Genomic DNA, 14,899 nt, shown 5'->3' on the forward strand with positions numbered 1-14,899 from the left:
TGATTATCCTTGAAGTACAAACAATAAAAAGAAATCGTAACCGTAGGCCGGATAAGGCATTTATGCCGCCATCCGGCAATGTGCTTGTGCAATTGCCTGATGGCGCTACGCTTATCAGGCCTACAAATAAAAGACCTACAAATACGTCAAAAAAGGGGAGGCGTTGCGCCTCCCAAAAATTTATTAACCGCGCAACTGCACCGTGCCGTCTTTTACTCGCGCTTCGTAATGTTTTACCGAGAACTGTTCGTCTTCCATGCACAGTCCGTCGCTTAAACGAAAGCGTTGTTTCTTCAGCGGGCTGGCGACCCACAGTTCTCCCTGATGTTCAGCGATCAAACCACGAGAAAGCACGCTGGACTCAAAGAACGGATCGATGTTGCTGATCGCAAACACCTGGTCGCTGTGATACGGGCGGAAAATCGCGACTTGTTCAGTACCTAACAGGGCACAGACGCCTGTTGCAGGCAGAATGTCATCGATTTTGCAGATGTTTTGCCACTGGCTCATGCGTTTTCCTCCACCAGAGTCACCGGGATACGCTCATAAGGCGTTGCCGGACGATGTTGTTCACGTTCAGGCACAACCTGGACGTTCGGGTCGCGTTTGTCGCTGTTGATGAAGTGCTTGAAGCGAACCTGCGCAGATGGGGTGTTAACGGTTTCTGTCCACTCGCAGACCACCGCTTCACGCAGACGGGCCATCTCTTCTTCCAGATGTTCGTTCAGGCCCAGCTTGTCGTCGATGATGACCGATTTCAGATACTCGATGCCGCCTTCCAGGTTGTCTAACCATGGTGCGGTACGGGTCAGTTTGTCGGCAGTGCGGATGTAGAACATCATGAAGCGGTCGAGATACTTCAGCAGCGTTTCGCGATCGATATCCGCCGCCAGCAGATCCGCATGACGAGGTTTCATCCCGCCGTTACCGCAAACGTACAGGTTCCAGCCTTTTTCCGTGGCGATGATACCCACGTCTTTGCCCTGGGCTTCCGCGCATTCACGGGTACAGCCGGAGACACCGAACTTCATCTTGTGCGGCGTACGGATGCCTTTGTAGCGGTTTTCCAGCTCGACGCCGAAACCGACGCTATCGCCCACGCCGTAGCGGCACCAGGTGCTGCCCACGCAGGTTTTCGCCATACGCAACGCTTTAGCATAGGCATGACCGGTTTCGAAACCGGCTTCAATCAACTGGCGCCAGATTTCCGGCAGGTCATCTTTCTGTGCGCCGAACAGGCCAATACGCTGAGAGCCGGTGATTTTGGTATACAGGTTAAATTCACGCGCGATACGCCCCACGGCCACCAGACCTTCAGGGGTGATTTCACCGCCAGCGGAGCGCGGGATTACAGAGTAGGTGCCGTCTTTCTGGATATTCGCCAGGAAGTTGTCGTTGGTGTCTTGCAGCGGTGTGTGCTGAGGTTTGAGAATGTACTCATTCCAGCACGAGGCCAGCAGGGAACCGACGGTCGGTTTACACACTTCACAGCCGTAGCCTTTCCCATGTTTTGCCAGCAACTCTTCGAAGGTTTTAATGCCTTCTACGCGAATGAGATGGAACAGTTCCTGACGCGAGTACGGGAAGTGTTCACACAGGTTGTTGTTAACTTCAATACCCTGTTTCGCCAGTTCAGCGTTCAGGACCTGCGTTACCAGTGGGATACACCCACCGCAACCGGTACCGGCTTTGGTTTCAGCTTTCAGCGCCGCAACGGTGTGGCAACCTTTATTGATAGCAGCAACCAGCATGCCTTTGGTGACGTCGAAGCAGGAACAAATCTGCGCGCTGTCCGGCAGTTTATCGACGCCGATAGACGGTTTGCCGCTGCCCGCATGTGCTGGCAGGATCAATGAGTCCGGGTTTTCCGGCAGTTCGATAGCGTTCAGCACCAGTTGCAGCAGATTGCCGTAATCGCTGGTGTCGCCTACCAGAACCGCGCCGAGCAGCGTTTTGTTATCTTTGCTGACAATGAGGCGTTTGTAGACTTCTTTGCTCTCGTCGAGGTAAACGTAGCTGCGCGCACCCGGTGTGCGGCCATGTGCGTCGCCAATCCCGCCAACGTCAACGCCGAGCAGCTTCAGCTTGGCGCTTAAATCTGCGCCTTCGAAGGCGTTTTCGGTTTCGAGGATATGGTCAACGGCAACCTGCGCCATTTTGTAGCCGGGTGCCACCAGACCATACACACGGTTGTTCCAGCTGGCGCATTCGCCGATGGCATAGATGTCCGGGTCAGAAGTCTGGCAGGTGTCGTTAATCACGATCCCACCGCGCGGAGCGACGTCCAGACCGCACTGGGTAGCCAGTTTGTCGCGTGGACGAATACCGGTAGAGAAAACGATAAAGTCGACCTCCAGTTCGCTACCATCGGCAAAACGCATGGTTTTGCGCGCTTCGACGCCTTCCTGGACAATCTCTTTCGTGTTTTTGCTGGTGTGCACTCGCACGCCCATGCTTTCAATTTTGCGACGTAACTGCTCGCCACCCATATGATCCAGCTGTTCAGCCATCAGCATCGGAGCGAATTCAATCACGTGGGTTTCAACGCCGAGGTTTTTCAGCGCACCGGCGGCTTCCAGGCCCAGCAGACCACCGCCTACGACAGCACCGCGTTTGCTACGGCGCGCACAAGACTCAATGGCGTTGAGATCTTCAATGGTGCGGTAAACGAAGCAGTCCTGTGTTTCCGAACCTTTAATCGGCGGGATCCACGGATAAGAGCCAGTCGCCATGATCAGCTTATCGTAATAAACCGTACGCCCCGCGCTGGAGTGGATCACCTTCTCCTGGCGGTTGATGGTAATTGCGCGCTCGCCCACTAATACCTTAACGCCGTGCTTCTCGTAGAATCCTTCGCGCACCAGAGAAAGCTCTTCGGCGGTGTGGTGGGAGAAGTAGGAAGACAGGTGTACGCGGTCGTACGCTTTGCGGGGTTCTTCACAGAAGACGGTAATATCAAAATTGGCAGCGTCGGATTTATCAAGAAGATCCTCAATAAAGCGATGGCCGACCATACCATTACCGATAATAGCGAGTCTGACTTTGCTCATTTTTGCCTCGATTTCTTTTCTATTACCGCCTACCTTAACGATTCAGCAACCCCGCTTATTGATATAAATCAAATTCGCTCTCATATACTCCTTAAGAGGTATATGACTGATTTACCTACATTTTTATAAGTTACGGAATTGACTGGCTTTTCGTGTTTGTATAAATAGCGTACAAATTAAGGGGTTTTTGTATGAATTGGCCTGCATCACCTGGAGAGGTGGGGGATGCGAGGTATATGCCGGATGGCGCGGACACCATCCGGTAGTGTGCAGGCCGGGTAAGCGGAAGCGTCCCCGGCAGTGAGATTAATGCGTGGCTGGAGCGTTATGCTGGCGATGGCGCGTGACAAACCCAAGAACAAAGCACATTACGAACACAACGGCATACAAGCCGTTAGCCGTTTGCAGTGCCGCCATTGGACCGCTATGAGCGACGATCGGGCCAGTGACGACGAAAGTAAGCATGGTACCGATGGTGCCGCAAGTCAGAACGAAGTTAACCAGTTTAGGTGAGGCGACCTTCGTCTGTTGGGAACCGAGGGTAATAATGGTGGTATAAATCGCGCTGGAGAAGAAGCCCAGTGTCAGAATGAACCACGGCATATGCTCTGGCGTACCGGTGATAAACAGATACATCAGGATGGTGGCCAAACCCGCCAGTACGGTCAGGATGCGCTGCAGATCGAAGAAACGCAGAATAAAGCTAAACGCCCACATGCCAACCATGTAAGACATCCAGAAGTCGCTGACCAGTTTACCCGCATCACCCAGGCTCATACCCAGACTTTTGGCATATTCCGGTACCCATGAGATAAAACCAAGCTGGCCGAGGATGTAGCATAAAGCCGCAATGGACAGAAACAGTACGCCAATGCCCCATTTTTCTTTTACTACCGGTGCGTCTGACTGCTGCGCGTGTTTGCCCAGCGCCGGGAATTCGCAACCGAAGGTCAGCAGGAAAATAGCGACATAGACCAGGCCGATGCAGGCATAAACCCAGTACCATTCAATGCTGCGCGCTAACAGGAATGCTGCCACCATCGGGAAAATCATGCCAGCCATGCTGAAGAAAGAGTCCGTAAACAGCAGGCGGGAACCGCGCTGGCGACCTTCATACATCTGCGTGACCAGGAATGTACCAATCGACATGGTGATACCGCTCACCAGCCCAAGGACAAACATTGCTGCTGAGAACAAGGCCAGGCTATGGCTGAGCATCAGTCCGGCGACCGCCAGAACCATCAGGATAAAGCCAAAGCGCAACTGGGTTTTCAGGGGCACAATCTCCATCAGCCATGCATTCAGGAAGATAGAGATCAGGATGCCGGCATTCAGGAAAGTGAAGGTGTTACTCATACTGGAAACGGGCAAATGGAAGTAATCTGCGATATTTCCCATCACCATCCCGGTGACAATTACCAACGCGCCTGTCAGGGCGTAGGAGAGAAAGCTAATCCATGTGAGCTTAATGCGGTTGCTGTTAGTCATGACTGGCCTGTATAGAAGTGTAAGGCGCATTGACTGCGCCGTGAGCGGGCAGATTTTAGGCGCTTTAGTGACACATTTAAATATTTAATGGCAATAACTTGCTCCGTTACATTTTTGTATGTGATCTCGATCACAATGAGTATTGCGACTGTGAGGTTACATTTGTTTCAAGTACGTAAAATTAAGTAAAGGGATGGCCTTGTCCTTGAAGGCTCTTTAGAATCAATTCACTTGCTTCATTTCTGCTCTTGTTAAGGAATTCTCATGCTCAAATCGACTCTGGCGGCTGTTGCAGCTGTTCTCGCTCTTTCCGCTCTCTCCCCTGCAGCACTGGCAGCAAAAGGTGACCCACATGTCCTGCTGACCACCTCTGCGGGTAACATTGAGCTGGAGCTGAACAGCCAGAAAGCCCCGGTTTCAGTGCAAAACTTTGTCGATTATGTGAACAGTGGTTTCTATAACAACACCACGTTCCACCGTGTGATCCCGGGCTTTATGGTACAGGGCGGCGGCTTCACCGAGCAGATGCAGCAGAAGAAACCTAACCCGCCAATCAAGAATGAAGCCGATAACGGGCTGCGTAACACCCGTGGCACGATTGCGATGGCGCGTACAGCAGATAAAGACAGCGCGACCAGCCAGTTCTTTATCAACATCGCAGACAACGCTTTCCTCGATCACGGCCAACGCGACTTTGGCTATGCTGTATTCGGTAAAGTTGTGAAAGGTATGGATGTCGCGGATAAGATCTCTCAGGTACAGACCCATGATGTTGGTCCTTACCAGAATGTCCCGTCAAAACCGATTGTTATCCTTTCAGCTAAAGTTCTGCCGTAATCGTATTTTGCGCGGGTAGTTCCTGCCCGCGTTCTCTCCCTTCTCTGCGTAACCCGAAATTGCTGCTTATACTTGTGGCAAGTGCCGCTTACATTCAGGGAGGTCACGTGAAAAAACTCACCGATAAACAAAAGTCCAGACTCTGGGAGCAACGGCGTAATGTCAATTTCCAGGGAAGCCGACGACTGGAAGGCGTGGATATTCCACAGGTTACTCTGAACGCGGAAGACGCCCTGGCGCGTCTGGAAGAGTTGAGGAGGCACTATGAGCGATAAATTCGGTGATGGACGTGACCCTTATCTGTACCCCGGTCTGAATGTGATGCGTAACCGCCTGGGGATTCATCAGGCCCAGCGTCTGGCACAAGCGGCATACGAATTAACAGCACTGCGCGCCGCGACGATTGAGTTGGGGCCTTTAAAGCGTGGCTTGCCACACCTGTGCGCCATTCATCGCCAGTTATACCAGGATATTTTCGACTGGGCGGGGCAGTTGCGGGAAGTTGATATCTACCAGGGCGATACTCGCTTTTGCCATTTCGCCTATATCGAGAAAGAGGGCAATGCGCTGATGCAGGACCTGGAAGAGGAGTCCTGGCTGGTGGGATTGCCGGAAGACAAATTCGTCGATCGCCTCGCGCACTATTATTGCGAAATTAATGTGCTGCATCCGTTTCGTATTGGTAGCGGTCTCGCGCAGCGTATTTTCTTCGAACAGTTAGCGATTCATGCCGGGTATATGCTGAGCTGGGATGACATTCAGGTTGAGGAGTGGAACCAGGCGAATCAGAGCGGGGCAATGGGCGACCTGACCGCCCTGCGGGCGATATTTCGTAAAGTGGTAAGCGAAGCCCCGGAAACTGAGTAGAATAGCGCGGGTCTTATGTACCGGAGCCGCCATGATCCTGCTTATCGATAACTATGATTCTTTTACCTGGAACCTGTACCAATACTTTTGCGAACTGGGCGCTGATGTTCTCGTCAGGCGTAACGACGAGCTGACGCTGTCGCAAATCGACGCGCTGAATCCGCAAAAAATCGTGATTTCCCCGGGCCCCTGCACGCCGGATGATGCCGGTATCTCGCTGGACGTTATTCGCCATTTCGCGGGCAACATCCCGCTGCTGGGCGTGTGTCTCGGTCACCAGGCGATGGCGCAGGCGTTTGGCGCGACCGTGGTTCGGGCAGCAAAAGTGATGCACGGTAAAACCTCGCCGATTACGCATAACGGGCAGGGCGTTTTTCAGGGACTCGCCAACCCATTAACCGTGACACGCTACCATTCTCTGGTGGTTGCCCCCGAAACGCTTCCTGACTGCTTTGAAGTGACGGCCTGGAGTGAGACACAGGAGATCATGGGTATTCGCCACCGCGAGTGGGATCTGGAAGGTGTGCAGTTTCACCCGGAGAGTATTCTCAGCGAACAGGGGCATCAGCTGCTGGATAATTTCCTCCAACGGTGATTTATGGTTGCTATTCAGTGATTTTTTATTCATATTTTGTGATTATAATTTCACTAGCATTTCTGCTTAACAGGGTGGTAATGACATGGCAACTGAACAAACTGCGATTACGCGCGCGACATTCGATGAAGTAATTCTGCCGATTTATGCACCGGCTGAGTTTATCCCGGTAAAAGGAAAAGGGAGTCGAGTCTGGGATCAACAGGGCAAAGAGTATGTTGATTTTGCGGGCGGCATTGCAGTTACCGCGTTAGGGCATTGCCATCCGGCGCTGGTTGAGGCGTTAAAAACCCAGGGCGAAACCCTGTGGCACACCAGTAACGTTTTCACCAACGAACCAGCGTTGCGCTTAGGTCGTAAAATCATTGATGCGACCTTTGCTGAACGCGTGCTGTTCATGAACTCTGGTACCGAAGCCAACGAAACCGCCTTTAAGCTGGCGCGTCATTATGCCTGCGTACGCCACAGCCCGTTCAAAACCAAAATCATTGCCTTTCATAATGCGTTTCACGGTCGTTCGCTGTTTACCGTATCTGTTGGTGGGCAACCGAAATATTCCGACGGCTTTGGACCAAAACCGGCGGATATCATCCATGTGCCGTTTAACGATCTGCATGCGGTAAAAGCGGTGATGGACGATCACACCTGTGCGGTGGTGGTTGAGCCAATTCAGGGGGAAGGCGGAGTTACTGCGGCAACCCCGGAATTCCTGCAAGGTTTACGTGAACTCTGCGACCAGCATCAGGCGCTGCTGGTATTTGATGAAGTGCAGTGTGGGATGGGGCGTACCGGCGATTTATTTGCCTATATGCACTACGGCGTGACGCCGGATATCCTCACCAGCGCTAAGGCGCTCGGCGGCGGCTTCCCGGTGAGCGCCATGTTGACCACCCAGGAAATTGCCTCCGCGTTCCACGTGGGTTCGCACGGTTCCACTTACGGCGGTAATCCACTGGCCTGTGCAGTTGCAGATGCCGCGTTTGATATCATCAACACCCCGGAAGTGCTGGAAGGTATTCAGGGCAAACGTCAGAAGTTTGTGCAGCATTTGCAGCAGATTAATCAGCAGTTCGATATTTTCAGCGATATTCGCGGCATGGGGCTGCTGATTGGCGCCGAGCTGAAGCCGCAGTTTAAAGGCCGGGCGCGCGATTTCCTCTACGCCGCCGCGCACGAAGGGGTGATGGTGTTGAATGCCGGGCCGGACGTAATGCGTTTCGCGCCGTCGCTGGTGGTGGAAGACGCGGATATCGAGGAAGGGATGCAGCGTTTCGCGCAGGCGGTGGGGAAGGTGGTGGGCTGATTGCCTGATGTCGGCGCGAGCGCCTTATCCGGCCTACAGGGTAAGGTTTGATTCGTAGGCCGGATAAGCGTAGCGCATCCGGCAGTCGATCTTAACCTTTCATATCCCGCAGTCGGCGGCTCAGCCAGATGCCGTGGTGTGGGCGCTGACGCCATGCGACCGACGAAATGGTGTGCATGGTGTTCAGATGCCCCAGAACCCGCTGCAGATGCTGCTCCAGGGTGCTTAACGGACCGTGGGACAGCATCTCTGGTGCCTCGAGAATATTCACATCGCCCGAGCTTCCCGGTCCGTCATATTCCAGCCGCTGCTGACAGCGCTGAAGCGCGATTTCGCAGGACTCCAGATACCGCTGTGCCAAATCCGGCGTCAGCATCGTATGTTCCCTCGCCAGCGTGGTCATCGCGTTGATGTGTTCGACAATAAACTGGCTGTGCGTGACCCACAGTTTCATATCCGCCAGATAGTGCGAGTTGAATCCCGGCTCCTGCATTGCCTGATTCAGTGAGTTAAACAGCGTGTTATGCGCCTGGTTGACCCGCATGCGTTGATACGCCAGCGGCGTGGCCTGCGGATCGTTGCTGAGGATCAGGCGAATGGCTTCCTGATCGGCTTCTAACGCATCGTGGGCGTTCTTACGCAACAGACCACTCTGCCACTGCGGCCACAGCCAGAGCGTGCCGCCAAAGGCGATTAAGCAGCCAATCACCGTGTCGACAAACCGCGGCACGATAAATTGTTCCCCATTCAGCGTCAGCAGTTGCAGGGTGTATACCGCCGTAACCGTAAAGCCGACGGTGGCCCAGCCGTAGTTTTTGCGAATGATCAGATAGCTGCCTAATGTGATCAGCAACATGCCTGCCAGCGTGAAACCTTCCTGAATATGAAAGTGCAATGTGACGCCCGCAATCACCAGTCCGACGAGCGTCCCCACCGAACGATGCAAAATACGCACCCGGGTCGCCCCATAGCCATTTTGCGTGACGAACAGGATCGTCATCAAAATCCAGTAAGGTTTAGGCAGATGTAAGGCGCTGCCCATCAGGCTGGCGATACTCAGCATGACGCTGATGCGCCCGGCGTTACGCAGCGCCGGGGATTTCAACGACAGATAGTTTTTCAGCGCCGGGATCAACGGCAACCGCCGTTGTTTGTCTGCCATTAAATCACGGGCATACAGCGGGCGCTGGGTCCGCAGCACACGAGCAATACGGCTGAAGTGCCAGTAGCAAAATTGCCCCACCGGATTGTCCGGATGCTGCCTGGCGATTTTCTCCAGCGAGCCAATCTGCTTTTCCATTGAGAAACGAGTCGGTAAGCGGTGATACAAGATATCATCGGCCAGTACGCGCAGGCGGGCGGCGACGGTACGCGCGTTCCAGCGAATCACCTGTTCCGCGTGGCTTCGCTCGACCAGCTTTTGCACCTCTTCCGGCTGATGCAGGCTAACTGAAATATGTTCCTGCAAATCGAGCGCTTCCTGAAAGGCACGCAACAGTCGCTTGTATTCATTATTGTGATGCGCCGACAGCATGTGCATTTGCTGGTAGCACTGGGTAATCAAATCCACCGCTTTTTGTTGACGAACCAGTAACGGAGGCAGCGCTTTTTCTGGATCGGCATGCTGGGTCAGCAGACTGTACTTAGCCTCACAGTAATCGGCTAATTCGCGGTACAGCAGGCTAAGCGATTCACGCAGTGGCTGCTCACGCCACATCCAGAACCAGAACCAGTTGAACAGACCGTACCACAACGTACCCAGTGCATAGATCAGCAATGGCTCCCAGACGGGCATGTTCCCGGCAAGGCTTAGCGTGAAAATTGCCGCGATGAGCGAGGCTGGCAGCAGTCGCGCATGCAGTGGGCTTAGCTCAGCGGTTACGCCAAGAATCAGCGTCAGGCCGGTGAGGATGAGCGGCAGTGGTATATCTTGCGCCAGCAGTAACTGCATGATCAGGCTGCAACCGGCAAACAGCGATGCGCCAATAACTAAACGTTTGAAAAAGCGTTTATGCGGGGTATCAAGACCGGCAATGTTGCAACAGGCAGGGACGAGGGAAAACAAAAGCCCCAGATGAAGCTGACCAATAATAAGACCGACAGCCACAGGTAAACACAGCACCAGGGTCTGTCGTAGTGCGTAGTTGATCTCGGGGTGATAAATCAGTCTTCGCCACATCGGAGCAAACAAAAATGGCGCGCTACCGGGTAACGCGCCATTTCGATGGGATTAACGTGTGCCGTAAACGACGATGGTCTTACCGTGAGCGGAGATCAGGTTCTGATCTTCCAGCATCTTCAGAATACGACCAACGGTCTCACGAGAGCAGCCAACGATCTGGCCGATTTCCTGACGGGTGATTTTAATCTGCATACCGTCCGGGTGAGTCATCGCGTCAGGCTGTTTTGCCAGATTCAGCAGAGTCTGAGCAATACGACCGGTGACGTCGAGGAAGGCAAGGTTGCCTACTTTTTCAGACGTGACCTGCAGGCGACGAGCCATCTGAGAAGACAGGCGCATCAGAATATCCGGGTTGACCTGGATTAATTGGCGAAATTTTTTGTAGGAAATTTCAGCGACTTCACATGCGGTTTTGGCCCGTACCCAAGCGCTACGTTCCTGGCCTTCTTCGAAGAGGCCTAATTCACCAATAAAATCGCCCTGATTCAGATAAGAAAGGATCATTTCTTTCCCTTCTTCGTCTTTGATCAGCACTGCCACTGAGCCTTTAACGATGTAATACAACGTTTCCGCTTTTTCACCCTGGTGAATCAGCGTGCTCTTCGATGGGTACTTATGAATATGGCAATGAGACAAGAACCATTCGAGAGTCGGGTCTGTTTGCGGTTTGCCAAGCACCATGCGCGGTTATCCTCTGTTATAAGCTGTCTCCAGAGCCAGAAAACGACGCTGCCTCTGGGTTTGCAAAAATGTGCTTCCCGCTACCTGGGAAGGGGGCTACTAAAAATATACTGCAGCCTGTAATGTGATGTCCTCTGCATACATGCAGTACGTCAATGTATTACTGTAGCATCCCGACTGTTTTAGCATAGCTTTCGCCGTGTGTCTCCTGGTGTCTCGCTTCAGCATGACGCAGGTCGCCTTCCGTTGCGAGAATTGTTATGTACGCGTAATCTGTCAGGAAAATTGAAACATTGGAGTTACGAATTATGCAAGCGCGTGTAAAGTGGGTTGAGGGGTTAACCTTCCTCGGTGAGTCCGCCTCTGGCCACCAAATTTTGATGGACGGTAACTCCGGTGATAAAGCGCCGAGCCCGATGGAAATGGTATTAATGGCGGCAGGTGGTTGTAGCGCCATCGATGTGGTGTCGATCCTGCAAAAAGGGCGTCAGGATGTGACCAACTGCGAAGTGAAACTCACCTCTGAGCGCCGTGAAGAAGCGCCGCGTTTGTTTACCCACATCAATCTGCATTTCATCGTCACCGGCAACGATCTGAAAGAGGCGTCGGTCTCCCGTGCTGTTGATCTCTCGGCGGAAAAATATTGCTCTGTGGCATTGATGCTGGAAAAGGCGGTGAATATTACCCACTCCTATGAAGTGGTTGCTGCGTAATACGTGATGCCCGATAAGCGTAGCGCCATCGGGCACATCCCGTCCATCACTCTATCTTTTTACCTTCCATCAATCGCTGGACCAGCGGCAGCATAATCAATTCCATCGCCAGACCCATTTTGCCGCCAGGTACGACTAATGTATTGATGTGGGAAATGAATGAGCCTTGCAGCATGGCCAGAAGCCACGGAAAGTCGATCCCTTCGAGATTACGAAAATGAATGACCACAAAGCTTTCGTCCAGCGACGGAATGCTCTTGGCTGCAAAGGGGTTTGAGGTATCGACGGTGGGTACGCGCTGAAAGTTAATGTGCGTACGGGAAAACTGCGGCGTGATGTAATTGATGTAATCGTCCATTGAGCGCACAACCGAGTCCATCACCGCTTCACGCGAGTGTCCACGCTCGCTGGTATCGCGGGTCAGCTTTTGGATCCATTCCAGGTTAACGATCGGCACCACGCCGACCAGAAGATCGACATGCCGGGCCACATTTTGCTGTGGGGTGACGACGCCGCCGTGTAGCCCTTCATAGAACAGGACATCCGTCGGTTCAGGCAATGGCTGCCAGGGAGTAAACGTTCCCGGGACCTGGTTCCACGGTACGGCTTCATCGTAGGTGTGCAGATATTTACGCGACTGACCTGTTCCCGTCTGGCCGTATTCAATGAAGGTTTGTTCCAGCAGACCAAAGTCATTGGCTTCGGGACCGAAATAGCTGATATGCCGCCCGGCATCGCGCGCTTTGCGAATCGCCATGTCCATTTCTGGACGGGTATAGCGATGAAAACTGTCACCTTCCACCTCGGCGGCGCGCAGATTTAGCTGCGCGAAAATTTTACGAAACGCGAGGCTGGTGGTGGTGGTCCCCGCGCCGCTGGATCCTGTTACCGCAATCACCGGATGTTTGGCAGACATAACAACTCCATGAATAGGTTGATTTTTTATTATAGTCAGCCGTCGGCTACGGATTACTCGTGAATCTGCTTCCTCGGCATGATGTTGACCGTTTCATGCAGTTCGGACCACACCAGGACGGCTTCACCTGATTGTAGTTGGCGTTTGACGTCGGCGACTTTTTGTTCGAGCGAGCGTTCATGTTCACCATAATCGGTGCCTTCGCGCAAGACAAAGCTTTCAATCAGATTGTCCAGTGCGTCCGGGGAGATGTCTTGCCAGGGGATAATCATGATGACGCCTCCAGATACGTTGTCAGCCAGTCGGGAATTCTGGATTCCAGCCACATCTCAGGGCGGCGCACCGTGCCGCCAATAAATCCGACGTGTCCACCGTGTTCAGTTAACTGGTACTCCACCTGTGAGGGCAGGTTTTCCGGTTCAGGGATCACGTGATGATCCATAAACGGATCGTCCTTGGCATGGATAATCAGCGTCGGTTTGGCGATCTGATTAAGCAATGGCATGGCGCTACACTGGCGGTAATAGTCTATAGCATCGGCAAAACCGTGGATTTTGGCGGTGATCAGATCGTCAAAATCACGAATGCGACGCAGGGATTTCAACTGGGTCAGACTCACCGGCAGCGAACCCGGATAGGCCTGTAGCTTACGCGAGGCGTTAGCTTTCAACAGATTGAGCAGATAGCGTTGGTAGACGCGTGAGAACCCCTTCTCCATATGGTAGCTACAGGCTTCCAGCACGAAAGGCGCAGAGACAATAACCGCTGCATCAATGGGAATGTCGTTGCCTTCTTTGGCCAGCAGGCAGGCCAGCATGTTCCCGCCGAGTGAATAGCCTACCGCCGCGGTCGGCACATGACCAAACTCGCGCTCCAGCCAATGTAAAAACCAGGTGCCATCTTCTGTTTCACCAGAATGATAAATACGGTTGAGACGATTTGGCTCGCCGCTGCAGCCGCGAAAATGCATCACCACGCCCAGCCAGCCACGCTTTTGCGCTGCTTCAATCAGGCCATGTGCGTACGGGCTGTTCAGACTGCCTTCCAGACCGTGAAAAACCACCAGGCGCGGTTTGTGCTTCGCCTGTTGCGGATCTTCACTCCATGCCAGATCGACAAAGTCACCGTCGGGTAATTCCAGACGCTGCCAATGGGCGTCGAACTTCACCTTGCGGCGAATTAAACGCGGCAGCATTGTCTGCAAATGGCGGTTACTGATACCGCGCATCGGGCGGAATTCTCGCGAATCATCAGTAGGTGGGATCATTTCTGTGGACGTGATTTCAACCATAACACCAGAGCAATTAATAATCGGAAAGAATAACTATACCGCGCGCAGCGCTTGCGGGTTAGCCAATATGTGATTTTGTCGCTAGTCAGTCAGCAGGTTACGCGAGAAAAGATGAAAATCGACGTCGGGCTTTCGTCGCCACAGGCGAGCTTTACGCGTCCCTGTCGCTACGCTTTCTCCGGTATCTTCAAACATTCCTGACGCTTCAAAGCGGCGAATCAGACTTTTACGCTGGATCGACTGACCGAGGATCACCTCGGTGGCTTCGAGCAGTTGCCCATGGGTAAATGTCTCCGGCAAGCAGTATACAGGCAGGAGTGAGTACATCGTTTTTTGCCGTAAGCGATGCAGGGCCGCCGTAATGATGTCTCCGTGGTCGAACGCGAGTGAATAATTTTTCAGTTCATCAACCGGGACCCAACGGGCATTGCTGACGCTGGCGATGTGCGGCGCACAGTCTACCCAGGCGATTAGCGCAAACCAGGTAACCGTCAGACTCCAGCCGCGCGGGTCGCGATCCGGGCCGGAAAAGGTATCCAGTTGTTCCAGCCACGAAGGCAAAACACCTGTTTTTTCAGTGAGCTTGCGTAGCGCTGTGGCGCGAGTGGAGTCATCGTGCTCGATATCAATGAAGCCACCTGGTAATCCCCAACGCCCTTTTTGCGGCTGGTTTGCACGTTCAACCAGTAATACGCACAGCGCCTGTTGATGCAGGGTAAACAGCACGCTATCGACCGTCACCAGAGGTGAGGGAAAGCGGCGGGCATCGTATTGATTCAGGTAGTCGGCTTCGGTGGTCATAAAGTACTCACGATGATTTGCAACGCCCACAAGTGTACCAGTCCAATACCGGGGGGCAAGGTTCGTTTTTTCTTATTATTTATTAGTCTATTATGCCGCGGTCTAAAAAATGCATTTTGTGCTTGCTTAATATGTGTCTTAGGGACATTATTAATTGTGTCGAAGGGACACAATT

The 14,899-nt window shown here is 53.1% G+C and carries 14 protein-coding genes and 1 pseudogene; 6 read left to right on the forward strand and 9 right to left on the reverse strand.

All coding sequences use genetic code 11. The annotated features are described in order from the left end of the window. Window positions 1-183: 183 nt before the first annotated feature. From nirD to tsgA, 3 genes are all read right to left on the reverse strand, one after another. Window positions 184-510, reverse strand: coding sequence for a nitrite reductase small subunit NirD (gene nirD, locus FDX14_RS20315; protein WP_042312029.1), 327 nt, complete (start codon window positions 508-510; stop codon window positions 184-186). After that, window positions 507-3,050 carry an NADPH-nitrite reductase large subunit gene (gene nirB, locus FDX14_RS20320; RefSeq protein ID WP_061381016.1) on the reverse strand — a complete coding sequence of 848 codons (2,544 nt, stop codon included), beginning with the start codon at window positions 3,048-3,050 and terminating at the stop codon, window positions 507-509. Before nirB ends, nirD begins: the two co-directional genes overlap by 4 nt. Before the next feature lie 306 nt (window positions 3,051-3,356). Beyond that, on the reverse strand, window positions 3,357-4,538 hold the full coding sequence (gene tsgA, locus FDX14_RS20325) for an MFS transporter TsgA (RefSeq protein ID WP_061381017.1): 1,182 nt from the start codon (window positions 4,536-4,538) through the stop codon (window positions 3,357-3,359). Between the two features lie 264 nt (window positions 4,539-4,802). Here tsgA and ppiA point away from each other — a divergent pair, with 264 nt between their 5' ends. From ppiA to argD, 5 genes are all read left to right on the forward strand, one after another. Next, the gene (gene ppiA / locus FDX14_RS20330; protein WP_003023595.1) at window positions 4,803-5,375 is read left to right on the forward strand and encodes a peptidylprolyl isomerase A; all 573 of its coding nucleotides are present in this window, start codon (window positions 4,803-4,805) and stop codon (window positions 5,373-5,375) included. Between the two features lie 107 nt (window positions 5,376-5,482). Beyond that, window positions 5,483-5,650 carry a FicA/YhfG family antitoxin gene (ficA, locus tag FDX14_RS20335; RefSeq protein WP_064507016.1) on the forward strand — a complete coding sequence of 56 codons (168 nt, stop codon included), beginning with the start codon at window positions 5,483-5,485 and terminating at the stop codon, window positions 5,648-5,650. Then, complete coding sequence (locus FDX14_RS20340) at window positions 5,640-6,242, forward strand: putative adenosine monophosphate-protein transferase Fic (RefSeq protein WP_079225890.1); 603 nt, start codon at window positions 5,640-5,642, stop codon at window positions 6,240-6,242. The genes ficA and FDX14_RS20340 overlap by 11 nt, the downstream gene beginning before the upstream one ends. Window positions 6,243-6,273: 31 nt before the next feature. Further along, window positions 6,274-6,837 carry an aminodeoxychorismate synthase component 2 gene (gene pabA, locus FDX14_RS20345; RefSeq protein WP_042312037.1) on the forward strand — a complete coding sequence of 188 codons (564 nt, stop codon included), beginning with the start codon at window positions 6,274-6,276 and terminating at the stop codon, window positions 6,835-6,837. Between the two features lie 85 nt (window positions 6,838-6,922). Beyond that, window positions 6,923-8,140 carry a bifunctional acetylornithine/succinyldiaminopimelate transaminase gene (gene argD / locus FDX14_RS20350; RefSeq protein WP_137350132.1) on the forward strand — a complete coding sequence of 406 codons (1,218 nt, stop codon included), beginning with the start codon at window positions 6,923-6,925 and terminating at the stop codon, window positions 8,138-8,140. Between the two features lie 91 nt (window positions 8,141-8,231). Here argD and FDX14_RS20355 read toward each other — a convergent pair whose 3' ends face one another. Next, window positions 8,232-10,319, reverse strand: coding sequence for a YccS/YhfK family putative transporter (locus FDX14_RS20355; RefSeq protein ID WP_061381020.1), 2,088 nt, complete (start codon window positions 10,317-10,319; stop codon window positions 8,232-8,234). A gap of 51 nt (window positions 10,320-10,370) precedes the next feature. Further along, entirely contained in the window at window positions 10,371-11,003 is a 633-nt protein-coding gene (crp, locus tag FDX14_RS20360) for a cAMP-activated global transcriptional regulator CRP (RefSeq protein WP_000242758.1), read from the reverse strand. 308 nt (window positions 11,004-11,311) lie between these two features. Between crp and FDX14_RS20365 the strand changes: the two genes are divergently transcribed. Continuing rightward, window positions 11,312-11,716: an OsmC family protein gene (locus FDX14_RS20365; RefSeq protein ID WP_006687378.1), complete on the forward strand. Its 405-nt coding sequence runs from the start codon at window positions 11,312-11,314 to the stop codon at window positions 11,714-11,716. 46 nt (window positions 11,717-11,762) lie between these two features. On the opposite strand, the gene FDX14_RS20370 is transcribed toward FDX14_RS20365, so the two are convergent. The 4 genes and pseudogenes from FDX14_RS20370 to FDX14_RS20385 all read right to left on the reverse strand — a co-directional run bounded on the left by FDX14_RS20370 (window position 11,763) and on the right by FDX14_RS20385 (window position 14,724). Continuing rightward, a complete protein-coding gene (locus FDX14_RS20370; RefSeq protein WP_042312044.1) occupies window positions 11,763-12,632 on the reverse strand; it encodes a phosphoribulokinase in 870 nt (289 codons plus the stop codon). Window positions 12,633-12,685: 53 nt separating this feature from the next. After that, the gene (locus FDX14_RS20375) at window positions 12,686-12,904 is read right to left on the reverse strand and encodes a YheU family protein (protein WP_003023615.1); all 219 of its coding nucleotides are present in this window, start codon (window positions 12,902-12,904) and stop codon (window positions 12,686-12,688) included. After that, a pseudogene (locus FDX14_RS20380) lies at window positions 12,901-13,960 on the reverse strand (hydrolase). The gene FDX14_RS20375 and the pseudogene FDX14_RS20380 overlap by 4 nt, the downstream one beginning before the upstream one ends. A 44-nt stretch (window positions 13,961-14,004) precedes the next feature. After that, entirely contained in the window at window positions 14,005-14,724 is a 720-nt protein-coding gene (locus tag FDX14_RS20385; RefSeq protein WP_061381034.1) for an NUDIX hydrolase, read from the reverse strand. Between the last annotated feature and the right edge of the window lie 175 nt (window positions 14,725-14,899).

Origin of the sequence: Citrobacter sp. wls710 (assembly GCF_005281115.1) — a bacterium.
GTDB classification, from domain to species: Bacteria; Pseudomonadota; Gammaproteobacteria; order Enterobacterales; family Enterobacteriaceae; genus Citrobacter; species Citrobacter werkmanii.